13 protein-coding genes and 1 other RNA gene are annotated in these 15885 nt (G+C 71.3%); 11 read left to right on the forward strand and 3 right to left on the reverse strand.

Features of this window, described 5'->3' with window-relative positions:
* Nucleotides 1-244 precede the first annotated feature (244 nt).
* Complete coding sequence (locus IE140_RS32440) at nucleotides 245-1156, forward strand: LPXTG cell wall anchor domain-containing protein (protein WP_150196215.1); 912 nt, start codon at nucleotides 245-247, stop codon at nucleotides 1154-1156.
* A 169-nt stretch (nucleotides 1157-1325) separates the two neighbouring features.
* Here the strand turns inward: IE140_RS32440 and IE140_RS32445 are convergent, their stop codons facing one another.
* Complete coding sequence (locus tag IE140_RS32445) at nucleotides 1326-1523, reverse strand: hypothetical protein (RefSeq protein ID WP_010070940.1); 198 nt, start codon at nucleotides 1521-1523, stop codon at nucleotides 1326-1328.
* Nucleotides 1524-1783: 260 nt separating this feature from the next.
* Between IE140_RS32445 and ftsE the strand changes: the two genes are divergently transcribed.
* The 5 genes from ftsE (at nucleotide 1784) to ssrA (ending at nucleotide 5693) form a co-directional block, all read left to right on the forward strand.
* Nucleotides 1784-2473, forward strand: a complete 690-nt coding sequence (ftsE, locus tag IE140_RS32450) for a cell division ATP-binding protein FtsE (RefSeq protein WP_003968787.1) — start codon at nucleotides 1784-1786, stop codon at nucleotides 2471-2473.
* 54 nt (nucleotides 2474-2527) lie between these two features.
* Nucleotides 2528-3445, forward strand: a complete 918-nt coding sequence (ftsX, locus tag IE140_RS32455; protein WP_006124948.1) for a permease-like cell division protein FtsX — start codon at nucleotides 2528-2530, stop codon at nucleotides 3443-3445.
* 68 nt (nucleotides 3446-3513) lie between these two features.
* Nucleotides 3514-4701 carry a S41 family peptidase gene (locus IE140_RS32460; RefSeq protein WP_150196214.1) on the forward strand — a complete coding sequence of 396 codons (1188 nt, stop codon included), beginning with the start codon at nucleotides 3514-3516 and terminating at the stop codon, nucleotides 4699-4701.
* Nucleotides 4702-4719: 18 nt separating this feature from the next.
* The gene (gene smpB / locus IE140_RS32465; RefSeq protein ID WP_073800936.1) at nucleotides 4720-5208 is read left to right on the forward strand and encodes an SsrA-binding protein SmpB; all 489 of its coding nucleotides are present in this window, start codon (nucleotides 4720-4722) and stop codon (nucleotides 5206-5208) included.
* A 98-nt stretch (nucleotides 5209-5306) separates the two neighbouring features.
* Nucleotides 5307-5693, forward strand: a transfer-messenger RNA (tmRNA) gene (gene ssrA, locus IE140_RS32470).
* A gap of 83 nt (nucleotides 5694-5776) precedes the next feature.
* Here the strand turns inward: ssrA and IE140_RS32475 are convergent.
* Nucleotides 5777-7507 carry a protein kinase domain-containing protein gene (locus IE140_RS32475; protein WP_189460947.1) on the reverse strand — a complete coding sequence of 577 codons (1731 nt, stop codon included), beginning with the start codon at nucleotides 7505-7507 and terminating at the stop codon, nucleotides 5777-5779.
* 65 nt (nucleotides 7508-7572) lie between these two features.
* Complete coding sequence (locus tag IE140_RS32480; protein WP_229826978.1) at nucleotides 7573-9024, reverse strand: MFS transporter; 1452 nt, start codon at nucleotides 9022-9024, stop codon at nucleotides 7573-7575.
* A 103-nt stretch (nucleotides 9025-9127) separates the two neighbouring features.
* Between IE140_RS32480 and IE140_RS32485 the strand changes: the two genes are divergently transcribed.
* The 5 genes from IE140_RS32485 to IE140_RS32505 all read left to right on the forward strand — a co-directional run bounded on the left by IE140_RS32485 (nucleotide 9128) and on the right by IE140_RS32505 (nucleotide 15833).
* Nucleotides 9128-10099: a LysR family transcriptional regulator gene (locus IE140_RS32485; protein ID WP_150195577.1), complete on the forward strand. Its 972-nt coding sequence runs from the start codon at nucleotides 9128-9130 to the stop codon at nucleotides 10097-10099.
* 162 nt (nucleotides 10100-10261) lie between these two features.
* On the forward strand, nucleotides 10262-10951 hold the full coding sequence (locus IE140_RS32490) for a hypothetical protein (protein WP_150195575.1): 690 nt from the start codon (nucleotides 10262-10264) through the stop codon (nucleotides 10949-10951).
* Entirely contained in the window at nucleotides 10952-13162 is a 2211-nt protein-coding gene (locus IE140_RS32495) for a bifunctional polysaccharide deacetylase/glycosyltransferase family 2 protein (protein WP_150195573.1), read from the forward strand.
* Complete coding sequence (locus IE140_RS32500) at nucleotides 13159-14331, forward strand: acyltransferase family protein (protein WP_150195571.1); 1173 nt, start codon at nucleotides 13159-13161, stop codon at nucleotides 14329-14331. The genes IE140_RS32495 and IE140_RS32500 overlap by 4 nt, the downstream gene beginning before the upstream one ends.
* A gap of 170 nt (nucleotides 14332-14501) precedes the next feature.
* Complete coding sequence (locus IE140_RS32505; RefSeq protein WP_093445712.1) at nucleotides 14502-15833, forward strand: nitrate/nitrite transporter; 1332 nt, start codon at nucleotides 14502-14504, stop codon at nucleotides 15831-15833.
* Nucleotides 15834-15885 lie beyond the last annotated feature (52 nt).

Consider the following 15885-nt stretch of genomic DNA (forward strand, 5'->3'; position numbering starts at 1 on the left):
CGCTTCCGAATAGCCGTCAACACCCCCCATATCGGTGCCTAGTGCACGGAACGGCCTTGACGTAATCCTTAACTCTGGCCAGGGTGCTAGAGCAGCATGCGTATGTCTGGGGCGGGTGTGTACCGGGGGGCGGGGCGGGGTGACCACGACACGACGTGGCCTTGCCGAGAGCGATACCCCCCAGGGCCCGCTGCCCGCATATGGCTGCTCCACTGACGAGATCGGCTACTGGGGGTAGCAACAGATGACGAAGAAGACGCGTGTTCGCGTCGCGCGGATAGCCGCTGGTGCGGTTATTGCCGCGGGTGCCTCGCTGACTGCGGCCGGTGCGGCGCAGGCGCTGGAGATCGGCGTCGACACCGGCGTCGCCGAGGTCAACGTCCAGGCGGACGTACTGGAAGACGGCGACCCGGGCGGCGTCGACGCGGGCGCCGACGGCGGTGGCGGCGTGGATGGCGGCGTTGACGGTGGTGTCGACGGCGGCGTGGATGGCGGCGTTGACGGCGGTGTCGACGGCGGCGTTGACGGTGGTGTCGACGGCGGCGTGGATGGCGGCGTTGACGGCGGCGTGGATGGCGGCGTGGATGGCGGTGTCGACGGTGGTGTCGATGGCGGCGTTGACGGTGGTGTCGACGGCGGCGTGGATGGCGGCGTTGACGGCGGTGTCGACGGCGGCGTGGATGGCGGTGTCGACGGTGGTGTCGATGGCGGCGTAGACGGTGGTGTCGACGGCGGCTCCGGTAACAACGGCGCCTCGGGCAACAACGGCGCCTCCGGTAACAACGGCGCCTCCGGCAACACCGGCTCGACCGGCTCGACCGGCTCGACCGGTACCACGGGCTCGACCGGCACCACCGGTACCACCGGCTCCACCGGCGGCGACCAGGGCGGCAGCAGCGCCACCGGCGGGTCCACCACCGGTGGCGACGACGCCGGCTGCACCGTCGACCTCGACGGCGCCGAGTGCACCGACAACACCGACACCGACAGCGTCGGCAACAAGCCGGTCGAGCAGAGCAAGGGCAAGGAAGAGCTCGCCGAGACCGGTGCGGCCGAGACGACCTTCCTGGTCATCGGCGCCGCGACGATGATCGCGGGCGGCATCGGCTTCCGCATCCTGCCGCGCCTGGTCGGCGGCGGTCGCACGGTCGCCTAGGTCCGGCAGCCGGGCCCGTGGCGCACCACGGCATAACGAAGGGCCCGGGAGGGCGTACGACGCCTCCCGGGCCCTTCTGCGCGCCCGGACCGCTCAGACGGCCGTACGCATACGTCCATAAGCCCCTGCGGGGCGGTGAGAGGCGGCCCCGAGGGCCGCGCGGACCTGATCAGGCCGCCTGCGCCAGCAGTGCGAGCGCCGTCAGCAACACCACCATCAGGGCGATCAGCATCGCCGGGCTCATCCCGGCCAGCGGGCCCTGGCCCTGCTCCTCCAGCATCTGCTGCCGCACGGCACGGCAGACGCGGCAACGGCCCTCGCTCACGGGCGCCGCGCAGTTCGCGCACACCAGTCGGTCATAGGTCATGCGCATTCCTCCTCCCGCGCGGCGGAGCCGCTTGCCTGCTTTCTCTCCGCACAACGCTCACGGAAACGCAACCGTTCCCCCCACCACTGTGCCAGCTCGCGGCGATTTCGGCGCGGCCCGCCGGACAAGGTCCGGCACGACCCGTTTCGTACCGTGGGGCGATTCGCCATATAACACCCATTGCCGGACGCCGCCTGCACGCGTGAGCCCGGTTCGCGTATGGTCACGCTCACCTACTCCCGGCCGACCGTGGTGCATCCGTGATCCGATTCGACAACGTCTCCAAGACCTACCCGAAGCAGACCCGACCGGCTCTGCGCGATGTCTCGCTGGACATCGAGAAGGGTGAGTTCGTCTTCCTGGTGGGGTCCTCCGGCTCCGGCAAGTCGACCTTCATGCGACTGATTTTGCGCGAGGAGCGGGCCAGCACGGGCATGGTCCATGTGCTCGGCAAGGACCTCGCGCGGCTGTCCAACTGGAAGGTGCCGCAGATGCGCCGCCAGCTGGGGACGGTCTTCCAGGACTTCCGCCTGCTGCCCAACAAGACGGTCGCGGAGAACGTGGCCTTCGCGCAGGAGGTCATCGGCAAGCCGCGCGGCGAGATCCGCAAGGCCGTGCCGCAGGTCCTCGACCTCGTCGGCCTCGGCGGCAAGGAGGAGCGGATGCCCGGTGAGCTCTCCGGCGGTGAGCAGCAGCGTGTGGCCATCGCCCGCGCCTTCGTCAACCGCCCCATGCTGCTGATCGCGGACGAGCCGACCGGCAACCTCGACCCGCAGACCTCGGTGGGCATCATGAAGCTGCTGGACCGGATCAACCGGACCGGCACCACCGTGATCATGGCGACCCACGACCAGAACATCGTCGACCAGATGCGCAAGCGCGTCATCGAGCTCGAGCAGGGCCGTCTCGTACGCGACCAGGCACGCGGCGTCTACGGCTACCAGCACTGACCGAGGGGCTCCGGCCCTTCGTGCATTTCGAGCATCGAGTACTGAAAGGACGCCATGCGCGCCCAGTTCGTCCTGTCGGAGATCGGCGTCGGTCTCCGCCGCAACCTCACGATGACCTTCGCGGTCGTGGTCTCCGTCGCCCTCTCGCTCGCCCTGTTCGGCGGTGCGCTGCTGATGCGCGAGCAGGTCAGCACGATGAAGGACTACTGGTACGACAAGGTCAACGTCTCGATCTTCCTCTGCAACAAGAACGACGCCAAGGACATGCCCAAGTGCGCCAAGGGGGCTGTCACCAAGGAGCAGAAGGCGGAGATCAAGGCCGATCTGGAGAAGATGGACGCCGTTCAGACGGTCCACTTCGAGACGGTCGACGAGGCGTACAAGCACTACCAGGAGCAGTTCGGCGACTCCCCGATGGCGGGCAACATCACGCCCGACCAGATGCAGGAGTCGTTCCGCGTGAAGCTGGACGACCCGCAGAAGTACAAGGTCGTCGCGACGGCGTTCGCCGGGCGGGACGGGGTGCAGTCCGTCCAGGACCAACGGTCCATCCTGGACAACCTCTTCGAGCTGATGAACGGCATGAACGTCGTCGCGATCTACGTGATGATCCTGATGCTCGTCATCGCGCTGATCCTGATCGTCAACACCGTGCGCGTCTCCGCGTTCAGCCGGAGACGTGAAACGGGCATCATGCGCCTCGTCGGGGCCTCCGGCTTCTACATCCAGGCCCCCTTCATCATGGAGGCGGCCGTCGCCGGCCTGATCGGCGGTGTGCTGGCCTGCGCCATGCTGCTCGGCGGCCGGTACTTCCTGATCGACGGCGGCCTCGCGCTCCAGGAGAAGCTGAACCTCATCAACTTCATCGGCTGGGACGCGGTTCTGACCAAGCTTCCGCTGGTGCTCGCGATCGGGCTGCTGATGCCCGCAGTCGCCGCTCTCTTCGCGTTGCGCAAGTACCTGAAGGTGTGACATGTGCCCCCTGGGGCGCACGGGCGATCGCCCGTGCGCCCCAGGGGGTTTGTCCTAGACTCGTCGCCATGTCGGGCTCCGCTCAACGCTTCGGGCCCCGCGGTCGTCGCCGCGGGGCGGCCCTGACATTGGTCTTCGGGTGTGCTCTCGCCACCGCCGCCGCGACCGGTTCGCTGCCGCAGGAACCCGAGCCCGGGCCCGGCCCGGGGACCCGCGCCGTCTCCTCCACCGTCGCCCCGGTCGACCACGACGAGATCGAGGACGCCGCAGCCGAGGCCGAGGCCGACGGGAAGTCCGTGAAGGACGCCGCCGAGGAGGTCGTCAGCCGCAGCGGCGACCGCTGGGGCGCGGTCTACGACCAGCGGGAGTACGAGGAGTTCGAGCAGGCGCTCGACGGCACCTACACCGGCGTCGGGCTCTCCGCCCGGCGCACCGGCCGCGGCGACGTCACCGTCTCCCGCGTCCAGCCCGGCGGCCCCGCCGACCGGGCCGGCATCCGCACCGGCGATCTGCTGCGCACCCTGGACGGCCGCGCGATCGGCAAACGCCCCGTCGCGGAGGTCGTCGCGTTACTGCGCGGCGACGGTACGGGAGCGGCCGAGGGCAGCCGGGTGGAGCTGGGGCTCGTCCGGGAGGGCCGGAGCTGGACCGAGACCCTGGAGCGGGCCCGGCTGACCACCGAGGCGGTCACCGTGCGGCGGCTGGGGGACGAGCCCTCGTCGGCGGTCCTGGTCAAGGTCGCCGCCTTCACCAAGGGCGCGGGGGCCGACGTCCGGGACGCGGTCCGGGACGCTCCCGAGGGGGCGGGGATACTCCTCGATCTGCGCGCCAACTCCGGCGGACTCGTCGCCGAGGCCGTCGTCGCCGCCTCCGCCTTCCTGGACGGCGGCCTGGTCGCCACGTACGACGTACGCGGGGACCAGCACGCGCTGTACGCCGATCCGGGCGGTGACACGGACCGGCCGGTCGTCGTCCTGGTCGACGGCGGCACGATGAGCGCCGCCGAGCTGCTGACCGGCGCCCTCCAGGACCGGGGCCGCGCGGTCACCGTCGGCTCGCCCACCTTCGGCAAGGGCTCCGTGCAGATGCCCAGCAGGCTCCCGGGCGGCTCGGTGGCCGAGCTGACCGTCGGCCACTACCGCACCCCGGGCGGCCGCAACGTCGACGGCAGGGGCATCACCCCCGACCTCGTGGTGGGGGAGCGGGCCCAGCAGCGGGCCGAGACGGTATTGAGTGGCCTCGGGGGTGGGTCGTAGTGCGAAAATGACCGCACTATGGCGAAGGAAAAAGACACCGGGCGCAAGATGATCGCGCAGAACAAGAAGGCGCGGCACGACTACAGCATCCTCGACACCTACGAGTGCGGCCTCGTGCTCATGGGGACGGAGGTCAAGTCCCTGCGCATGGGGCGGGCCTCCCTGGTCGACGGCTTCGTGCAGATCGACGACCACGAGGCGTGGCTCCACAACATCCACGTCCCCGAGTACGTCCAGGGCACCTGGACCAACCACGCGGCCAAGCGGAAGCGCAAGCTGCTGCTGCACCGGGCCGAGATCGACAAGCTGGAGTCGAAGTCGCAGGAGACGGGCCACACCATCGTGCCGCTCGCGCTGTACTTCAAGGACGGCCGGGTCAAGGTCGAGATCGCGCTCGCCAAGGGCAAGAAGGAGTACGACAAGCGGCAGACGCTCCGCGAGAAGCAGGACACGCGGGAGACGAACCGCGCCATCGCGGCGGCCCGCCGGCGGCAGCGCAGCGCCTGAGGCACCCCCCACGGGGAATACGCTGGCATCGTCCGGCGTTGGTCACGTACGATGGGCCGTGCACCTCAGCGAAGGTGCGCGTTTTGAAAAATCAACATGGGGATGATCGGTTTCGACAGCGGATGTCGAAGCAGGGGAAGCGAGTCGAGGAAGCGGCAATGATCTCGTAAACCATATGTCGCAAACAATAATCGCCAATTCCAAGCGCGATTCCTCCGCCTTCGCCCTCGCTGCCTAATTAGCAGCTAGCGAAGACTCTGCGGAGTGTCAGCCCGGGGGTGATCCCGACCCGGATCCTGGCATCAGCTAGGGATCTAAACTTCTCGGCCCGGCCACGGGGCCGAGAAGGAAATCAAACAGTGGCTGGGCCTGTCGGAGGCTTGTTCGCGTGACCTCCGGGGCCGAGAAAAGCGTAGCGAACTGCACTCGGAGAAGCCCTGGTTCCGCACCGTTGGACGCGGGTTCGATTCCCGCCATCTCCACAATTCCCATGTAAGCCTCCGCCCCGCGAGTTCACTCGCGGGGCGGAGGCTTTTCCCATGTCAGGGGCATCCCACGGCGGGACCTGTCAGGGTTCCAGTACGGGGTCGGCGAAAGCGGCGATGCCTTTGCAGTCGCCGGACGCGGTGGCGAGGGTGACGCGCAGCCGCAGTACGTCGGCGACCGGTACGTCGAAGGTCCGTTCCTTGCCCAGGGTGAGGGTTCCGGACGCCAGGATCTTTCCATCGCCGAGGAACGTGACCTTGCCCTGCGACTGGGGGGAGTCGTCCGTGATGCCGCCGGTGAAGCGGAGGGAGGACCACGCGCGTTCCAGGTTGTACTCGGTGGCAGAGGTCCCCGTGCAGGGCAGGCGTTTGGTCAGCGCCGTCTCGAATTCCCGGGTGTTCAGGACGGCCGGTTCGGTCTTCCACGTGGAGCCGTCGACCGGCGTCAGCGCCGTCAGGGACTGGGGCTCCCTCGCATCGGGCTCCGGCTCCGAAGAGGGTGTCGCGTCCGGGGTGCCGGACGGGTCGTCCGACGGTGTCCCGGGTGCTTCCGAGGAGGCGCCGGGCTCAGCGCCGGGCTCGGCCGTGGGACTCTCGGTGGCTGTGCGGGGCGTCTCCGGGCGCTTGCCGGACGTGGTGTCGCCGTCGTCGCCGCCGGAGGCCAGCCGGGCGCCCAGGAAGCCGCCTGCCACCATCAGCACCACGGCGGCCGCCGCGCCCAGCGGCACCAGGTATTTCGGGCGGTGCCGCCGCCCCGGGGCCGGTGCCGTCGCGGGCGGCTGGGTCGGTGGTTGTGCCGACGATGGCTGCGGCGCGACGTGGTGCGGGCGCGCGGAGGGCGCCGCCCCGGGCGGGACAGCTCCCGGCGGCGGGGTCCTGGGCGGGGGAGGGGCCGTGGCGGTGCGGGCGCGGGACGTCGTCGTGACCACTGCCGGGCGCAGCTGCCGTACCCAGCCGGTCAGTGACTCCGGCCGGCGGACCGGGTCGGCGTCGAACAGTGCGAGCAGAGCGGTCCGCCGCTCGGGCGGCAGGGCGGTGACCTCCGGCAGCGCGATGAACCGCTCGCGCAGCTGCTCCGGGGCCGTGGGCGGGGTCTCGCCGCTGAGCAGGAAGTAGGCGATGGCGCCGAACGCGTACCGGTCCGCCGCCGGGGAACGTACGCCCTCGTGCACCTCCGGTGCCGCGAACCCCGGGGTGAACCAGACCTCGGTCGTGCGGTGTTCGGGAGCGAGTTTGCTCAGCCCGAAGTCGACCAGGGTGGTTTGTCCGTCGGCGTCGACCATCACGTTGCCGGGCGACAGGTCGCCGTGCACCACCACGCGGCCCGACGGGGTGGCGGTGCCCGAGTGGAGCCGGTCCAGAACCTCGGCCAGCTGCTCCAGGCAGCGGGCGGCCTCGCGCCGCTCGGCAGGCGTCTCCAGCGTGCGTTCGGCCCGCCAGTCCCGCAGGTCCAGGCCCTCCACATGGTTCATCACCAGGTAGAGACAGCGGCCGGTGACCTCCTCGGCCCGGCCCTGGGGGTGCGGGGGCGGGCCCTCGAAGTGCTCCCGTACGCCGATCACGCCGACCCGGTGCACGAAGCGGAGCAGTTCCGCCTGCTCGCTCCACGCGGCGCTGATCCGGGCGAAGCCCTCGGCGGTCATGGTGGTCCGGGTGTCCAGGACCTTCACCACGACGGGCTCGGCCTCCCCGGACAGCTCCAGGTCGGCGAGATAGAGGACCGCCTCGCCGCCGCGTCCGATGGACCGCCGCAGCCGGTACCGGTCGGGGGCCGGGTCCGGTCCGACGCGCAGACCTCCGGTCGTGGTCGCCATGCGAGAAGTCCCCCCGGTACGCGTGAACAGCGGCCGGATCAGCCTCTCCCAGCCATCCGTCCAGGTCAACTCCCCCTCGGCGTGGCTGCTTTCATCCGCCGTACAAGGTCGGGCGAAGCCGTTGCGGCCGTTCCCGCAGCCGCGATGACCAGCGCGAGGGCCGCCGCCGACACCGGGGCCGCGTAGCCGGGGGCCGTCCCCGCGTGCTCGACCAGCCAGCCGCCCGCCGCCGCCCCGGCCGCGACCCCGCCCAGCAGCGCCGTCACCGAGAGCGTCATGCCCTCGTTCAACTGCTCCGGGCGCGTGGCCCGCTGGACCAGGGTCATGCCCGTGACCATGGTCGGGGCGGTCGCCGCCCCCGCCAGCAGCAGGCAGAGCGCCAGCACCGGCAGGGAAGCCGATCCGGCGGCGGCCAGCAGCGGCAGGGACATCAGGGCCGTCATCGCGGTCAGGCACAGCAGCAGCCGGAGGTGGACGTTCCGCGCGGGCCGCAGCGAACCGTAGAGCAGGCCCGCCGCGCACGAGCCCGCCGCCTGGAGCGCCAGGATCGCGCCCCCGGCATGCGCGATGGAGACCACCTCCAGCGACCCGAACACCGCCCCCGTCGCGAGGAACACCGCCAGCAGCGCGGGCATCCCGGGCGTGCGCAGGGGCGAGGCCGCCGGCTTCGTACGCGGGGTGACGGGCGGCTCCGTGGCGCGCTGGGCGGCGAAGACCAGGACGCCGGTCATCAGGAGCCCCGCCCCCACCAGCGTGCCCGCCTCCGGGAACAGCGCCCCGCAGAGCGTCGCGGCCAGCACCGGGCCCAGCATGAAGCAGAGCTCGTCGGCGGCCTGCTCGAAGGAGTTCGCGGTGTGCAGGGCCGCCGGATCGCCCCGGTGCAGATACGCCCAGCGGGCCCGCGACATCCCGCCGGTGTTCGGGGTGGTCGCGGTCGCGGCGTACGCGGCGAACAGGGTCCAGGCCGGGGCGTCGTGGTGCACGCACAGCACCAGGGCCAGCGACCCCAGCACGGCGAGCGCGGTGGCGGGCACGGCGACGCGGGCCTGCCCGAAGCGGTCCACCAGCCGGGCGGTGAACGGCGCGACGACCGCCGTCGCGGCCAGGCCGGTCGCGGTGACGGCCCCGGCGAGGGCGTACGAGCCCCGGGACCCGGCGATCATGATGACCGCGCTGACGCTGAGCATCCCCATCGGCAGCCGGGCGATCAGATTGCCCGCCGTGAAGGCGCGGGCCCCGGGTGTCGCCAGCAGCCGGAGGTACGGATTCGACGCCGGCCGCGACCGTCGGCGCCCGGGTCCCGTCGGCGCGCAGCGCGGGGCCGCGACCAACTGCCCGCCGGAGACCGCGAGGAGGGGCGTGGCCGGGGGAGCGGGCAAGGGGGCCCGGTCCGGGCGGACGTGCGGACGGGGCCGGGGCGCGCTCTCCGGGCGGACGTGCGGACGGGGCCGCCGGTCCGAGGCGGCGGGGCGGGCGGCGGGAAGGGTCTCCGGGCGGGCGGCAGGGGATATCGGCATACGGACCAGGCTCGCCGTGCCCCGCCGTCCGGGTCCAACACCTTCCGCGGAGCGATTCACGCGTACGTGTTGTGAATCAGGTTCCGCGCGGTAGATTCGCGGCGTGCCACCCGCCGACACCGACCCCCGGCTTCTGCGCGCCTTCCTCGCCGTCGCCGACGAACTGCACTTCACCCGGGCCGCCGCCCGGCTCTTCGTCGCGCAGCAGGCGCTGAGCCGGGACATCCGACGGCTGGAACGCGAACTGGGCGCCGAACTGTTCGTCCGGACCACCCGGCAGGTCGCGCTCACCCCGGACGGCGAACGCCTGCTGCCGTACGCCCGCCGGGTGCTCGACGCGCACGCCGAACTCGCCGGGGCCTTCAGCGGCGCGCCCGCCCGGCCGCTGCTCGTGGACCTGAACAGCGACGGGGCCACCGCCGCCCGGGTGCTGGGGCTCGCCCGCGAGCTGGTGCCCGAGTGCGAGCTGATGGCCCGCTTCGAGTCCGGGCTCACCTGGGCCGCCGCCGAGATCCTGGCCGGCCGGCTCGACGCCTCCTTCGGCCGGGCCGCCGGGCTGGCCCCCGCCGTGCGGGCGGGGCTTTCCACGCACCCCGTGCGGTACGAGCCGATGGCCCTGATGCTGCCCCTGTCTCATCCCCTCGCCGAGCGGGAGACCGTCGCCCTGGCCGAGCTGTCCGGCGAGACCGTCTACGCGGGGGCCGGCAACGAGCGGACCCGGGAGTGGACCGACCTCGCCGCATCGCTGTTCGCCGAGTGGGACATCGTGATGGCCCCGCCCGTTCCGCTCGCCGTGGGCGTGGCCGAATTCCAGCGGGTCATGGAGAAGGGCGGACACCCTGTGCTCGCCGTCGTGGACTTCCCGCCGATGCCCGGGACCGTACTGCGCCCGCTCGTCGACCCGGTTCCGCTTTCGCCGGTGTCGCTGGTCTGGCGGAAGGGGCTGCGCCATCCCGGCGTAGACGCGCTGCGCAACGCTACTGACCAGTTGGCCCTTGCCGAGGGATGGCTGGTCCGGCCGTCCGGGGCCTGGTTGCCGGAGTCCGATCTGTCACTGATGCGCAACCGTTCCTGATCAACTCCGTTCAGGGGCACTTGGGCGTCAACGCCGTGCGCTACATTCATCGTCCGGGTGCATGGACGCCAGGTTCGTGGACGGGTGGGGGCCCAGTCCAACAGTAAAGAACCGGTCAAATTCGGTGCGCCTGATTCATTGAGTGGGGGATGGGCTGCACCTGTGGACAATTGGCGCGAAGGCAAGAGAACCGGGCACACGCACGAGCCCAACGACGCGACGATCCAGCTCGACGGACTGGGCCGTCAGCTCGCCGAACTGCCCGGCGAACCCGCCCCGCCGGACGGCTCCGACGGCCCCGTCTTCGTCGACGAGAGCGGCCGCCGCAGCAAGACCTTCCGACGCCTCGGCTGGGTCCTCGCCACGGTCTGCGCCGGTTACGCCGTGACGCTGGTCTTCGCCGTCCTCGGCGGAAACTCCAGCGCTCCCTGGCTGCCCCTGTCCGGGCCCAAGGAGGAGGCCAAGGCGGAGCAGGTCGAGGACCTCCCCGAGACCGGTGCCGACACCGTGGACGACGGCCTGTCCGACGACGCCCCGGAGCCGGGGCCCAGCGCCTCCGGATCCCCGGCGGCCGGCGCGTCCGGCGCCCCCGCGGGCGCCACCCCGTCGGCCACCTCCGTGGTCGTGCCCGCCGGTTCGGCGGACCGCCCCTCCGCGTCCGCCTCAGCGGACCCGACCCGTCCCGCCGGTGGCGGTGGCGGTGGCGGCGCCACGAAGCCGGCCCCCGCGACCTCGACCGCCAAACCACCGGTCGACCCCACGCCACCGACCACCGAGCCGGAGCCGACCGAACCGACGGTTCCGCCAGCCGAGGACTCCGACCCGCCGGTGCAAGAAGAGAGCGCCCCGTAAATGAACTCCCCCGCCACGCGGGGCAGGAACGGCAAGGACGGCAGGAGGAGGAAGGCGTCACGTGGCCGGAGCCGACTCAGGCTCCCCATGCGCTACCTCCTGCCGACGACCCTTCTCGTCGCCCTGCTCGCGATGCTGATGCTGCGCGGATACGTGCACAGCGAGATCCTCGCCGACCACCGGGTCCGCGACGCCGCCCCCACCCACCGGGTGCCCAAGGACGTCCTGACCGGCGGGCCCGTCATCGACGCCCGCTCCGGTGACGCGAAGACCCTGCGCATACCCGACCGCCGGATCGTCCTGACCTTCGACGACGGGCCCGACCCGGTGTGGACGCCGAAGGTGCTCGACAAGCTGAAGGAGTACGACGCCCACGGCGTCTTCTTCGTCACCGGCAACATGGCCGCCCGCCACCCGGACCTGGTCCGGCGGATGGTGGAGGAGGGCCACGAACTCGGCCTGCACACCTTCAACCACCCCGACCTCTCCTACCAGTCCACCGCACGCATCGACTGGGAGCTGTCGCAGAACCAGCTGGCGCTGGCGGGCGCGGCCGGGATCCGCACCTCGATCTTCCGGCCGCCGTACTCCTCCTTCTCGGACGCCATGGACAACAAGTCCTGGCCGGTCACCGAGTACATCGGCAGCCGCGGCTACCTCACCGTCGTCAACGACACCGACAGCGAGGACTGGAAGCGCCCCGGGGTCCACGCCATCGTCGAGCGGGCCACGCCGAAGAACGGCAAGGGCGCGATCATCCTGATGCACGACTCCGGCGGCGACCGCTCGCAGACCGTGGCCGCCCTGGACACCCTGCTGCCCGACCTCAAGGAGAAGGGCTACACCTTCACCCGCCTCACCACCGCCCTGGACGCCCCCAGCGCGCACGCCCCGGTCACCGGGTTCGCCCTGTGGAAGGGCAAGGCGTTCGTCTCCGCCGTCGCCGTCTCCGAGCGGATCACCGGCGTCCTGGTCGTCGGGCTCGCCGTCATCGGCGCCCTGGTGCTGGCCCGCTTCGGGCTGATGCTGCTGCTCTCCTTCCTGCACGCCCGCAAGGTCCGCCGCAGGAACTTCAGCTGGGGCGAACCCCTCAGCCGCCCGGTCTCCGTCCTGGTCCCCGCGTACAACGAACGCGAGTGCATCGAGGCGACCGTGCGCTCCCTGGCCGCCAGTGAGCACCCGATCGAGATCATCGTCATCGACGACGGTTCCACCGACGGCACCGCCGACCTCGTCGAGGCCATGCGGCTGCCCCGCGTACGGGTCGTGCGCCAGCAGAACGCGGGCAAGCCCGCCGCCCTCAACAACGGCATCCGGCACGCCCGCTACGACATCGTCGTGATGATGGACGGCGACACGGTCTTCGAACCGGCCACGGTCCGCGAGCTGGTCCAGCCCTTCGCCGACCCCCGGGTCGGAGCCGTCGCGGGCAACGCCAAGGTCGGCAACCGCGACTCCCTCATCGGCGCCTGGCAGCACATCGAGTACGTGATGGGCTTCAACCTGGACCGCCGGATGTACGACGTGCTCGGCTGCATGCCCACCATCCCCGGAGCCGTCGGGGCGTTCCGCCGCGAGGCCCTGGAGCGGGTCGGCGGGATGAGCGAGGACACCCTCGCCGAGGACACCGACATCACCATGGCCCTGCACCGGGACGGCTGGCGCGTCGTCTACGCCGAGAACGCCCGAGCCTGGACCGAGGCACCGGAGTCCGTCCAGCAGCTCTGGTCCCAGCGCTACCGGTGGAGCTACGGCACCATGCAGGCGATCTGGAAGCACCGCCGGGCCGTCATCGAACGCGGGCCGTCGGGCCGCTTCGGGCGGGTCGGGCTGCCGTTCGTCTCCCTGTTCATGGTCGTCGCCCCGCTGCTCGCGCCGCTCATCGACGTGTTCCTGCTGTACGGACTCGTCTTCGGCCCGACCGGCAAGACCGTTGCCGCGTGGTTCGGCGTCCTGGTCGTCCAGGCCGTCTGCGCCGCGTACGCCTTCCGGCTGGACAGGGAACGCATGACGCACCTCCTCTCGCTGCCGCTCCAGCAGATCCTCTACCGCCAGCTCATGTACGTCGTGCTGCTCCAGTCCTGGATCACCGCGCTCACCGGTGGCCGGCTGCGCTGGCAGAAGCTGCGCCGCACCGGCGCGGTGGAGGCCCCCGGTGGTGTCTCCGCCCAGCGGCGCGAACCCGCCCCCGAGAGGAGGCCCGTCGGATGACCGCCCCCACCGCCGCCACCGTGCCCGCCGGGACCCCAGCGGCGCCCACCGCCCCGGCGGGAAGGCCCGGCCGGGACCGCTATCTCGACCTGCTCCGGACCATCGCCCTGCTCCGCGTGGTGATCTACCACATCTTCGGCTGGGCCTGGCTGACCATCCTGTTCCCCTCCATGGGCGTGATGTTCGCCCTGGCCGGCTCGCTGATGGCCCGTTCGCTGGGCCGCCCGGCCCTGGGCGTCGTCCGGGGCCGGATCCGCCGCCTGCTGCCGCCCATGTGGGTGTTCGCGCTCGTCGTCGTACCGATGATGTTCGCGCTGAGCTGGCAGCCGGTGAAGGAGGAGGGCGCGTGGTGGTTCGTCAAGCTCGCCTGGTACGTCTTCCCGGTCGGCGCACCCCCCTTCCCCTGGTCCAGCGGTGACCAGGCCGGACTGCTGGAGGACACCTGGGCGGTGCAGGCGGCCGGGCCCCTCTGGTACATCCGCGCCTACCTCTGGTTCGTCCTCGCCTCGCCCCTGCTGCTCCGGGCGTTCCGCAGGCTGCCCTGGGCGACGCTGCTCGCCCCCCTCGGCCTCACCGCCGTGATCGGCACCGGGCTGGTGACCGTCCCCGGCGAGACCGGCAACGCGCTGAGCGACTTCGCGGTGTTCGGCTCCTGCTGGATCCTGGGCTTCGCCCACCACGACGGCCTGTTCAAGGACGTGCCGCGCTACCTCACCGTCTCGGTGGCGTCGATCGTCATGGGCTTCGGGCTGTGGTGGGCCTCGGGGCACCTCACCGCGGACGGCTGGGACCTCAACGACATCCCGCTGGCCCAGGCGACGTGGTCGCTCGGCTTCTGCGTGATCCTGCTCCAGTACGCCCCGTCCTGGCAGGAGCTGCCCGGCCGGCTGGCCCGCTTCGACCGCCTGGTCACGCTCGCCAACAACCGGGCCGTGACGATCTACCTCTGGCACAACCTGCTGATCCTGGCGACGATCCCGCTGCTCGACCTCCTCTGGGAGATCCCGTACGTGGACGCGCACCTGGGGTCGGCGGTCGAGGCCGGGTACACCCTGCTGATGACCCTGCTGATCTGGCCGCTGATCGCGCTCATGATCGTCGCCGTGGGCTGGGTGGAGGACGTCGCCGCCAAGCGCCGGCCCCGGCTCTGGCCGGACGGCAGACGGTAGAGCTCCACCGCACCCGGACATCTCACCCGGACATTTCACCGGGACATCTCACCGGGCCGGGAACGGCCCGGTGAGAGCAAGGTTGCGCACCGGTCACCTCGCGGCACCACGCCGAAACGCGGGCTCCCTAGCGTCGGGAACAACACCCCGACCCCCTGTGGAGGCGCGTGATGGCAGGCCGTTGGATCGAGACCTGGGAACCGGAGGACGAGACGTTCTGGCGGGAGAAGGGCGAACGGGTCGCCCGCCGCAACCTCTGGTTCTCCGTGCTCTCCGAGCACATCGGATTCTCCATCTGGACCCTGTGGTCGGTGATGGTCCTCTTCATGGGACCGGAGTACGGCATCGACCCGGCCGGGAAGTTCTTCCTCATCTCGACCGCCACCCTCGTCGGCGCGCTGGTGCGGGTCCCGTACACCTTCGCCGTCGCCCGCTTCGGCGGCCGCAACTGGACGGTCTTCAGCGCGGTGAGCCTGCTCGTCCCGACCCTGGCCGCGTTCTGGGTGATGGAGCCCGGCACCTCGTACGGCACGTTCGTCGCGGTCGCGGCGCTCACCGGGATCGGCGGCGGCAACTTCGCCTCGTCGATGACCAACATCAACGCCTTCTTCCCGCTGCGCAAGAAGGGCTGGGCGCTCGGCCTCAACGCGGGCGGCGGCAACATCGGCGTCCCCGTCGTCCAGCTCGTCGGCCTGCTCGTCATCGGCACCCTGGGCGCCTCGCACCCCCGGATCGTCCTCGGCGTCTACATCCCGCTGATCGTCCTGGCCGCCGTCTGCGCCGCCCTGTACATGGACAACCTGCGGCCCGTGAAGAACGACACCGGGGCCGCGCTGGGGGCCGTCCGCGACCCGCACACCTGGATCATGTCGGTCCTCTACATCGGCACCTTCGGCTCGTTCATCGGCTACAGCTTCGCCTTCGGCCTGGTGCTCCAGACCCAGTTCGGCCGGACCCCGCTCCAGGCCGCCTCGCTCACCTTCATCGGCCCGCTGCTGGGCTCGCTGATCCGGCCCGTCGGGGGCCGCCTCGCCGACCGGTACGGCGGGGCGCGCATCACCCTGGCCACCTTCGTCGCGATGGCCGCCGCCACCGGCGTCGTCATCCACGCCTCCGGGTCCGCGTCGCTGCCGGTCTTCCTCACCGGCTTCACCGCCCTGTTCGTCCTGACGGGCCTCGGCAACGGATCGACGTACAAGATGATCCCCGGCATCTTCCACACCAAGGCGCTCGCCCGGGGCCTCGACGGCGAGGCGGCCGCCGCCCACGGACGGCGGCTCTCCGGCGCGGCCATGGGCCTCATCGGGGCCGTCGGCGCCCTCGGCGGCCTGGCGATCAACCTCGCCTTCCGCCAGTCCTTCCAGGCCTCCGGTACCGGAACCGCGGCCTTCTGGTCCTTCCTCGCCTTCTACGGGGTGTGCTCCACGATCACCTGGGCGGTATACCTTCGCCGCCCGGCACCGGTGCCCGCGCGGGCCCAGCTCGGCTACGCGGAGGTGTAGAAACGGCACGGTCCGGCGTCGTGCGACGTAACGGCAGGGAAATACGGGGGAA

The sequence above is a fragment of the Streptomyces parvus genome (assembly GCF_014648875.1).
Lineage (GTDB): Bacteria > Actinomycetota > Actinomycetes > Streptomycetales > Streptomycetaceae > Streptomyces > Streptomyces parvus.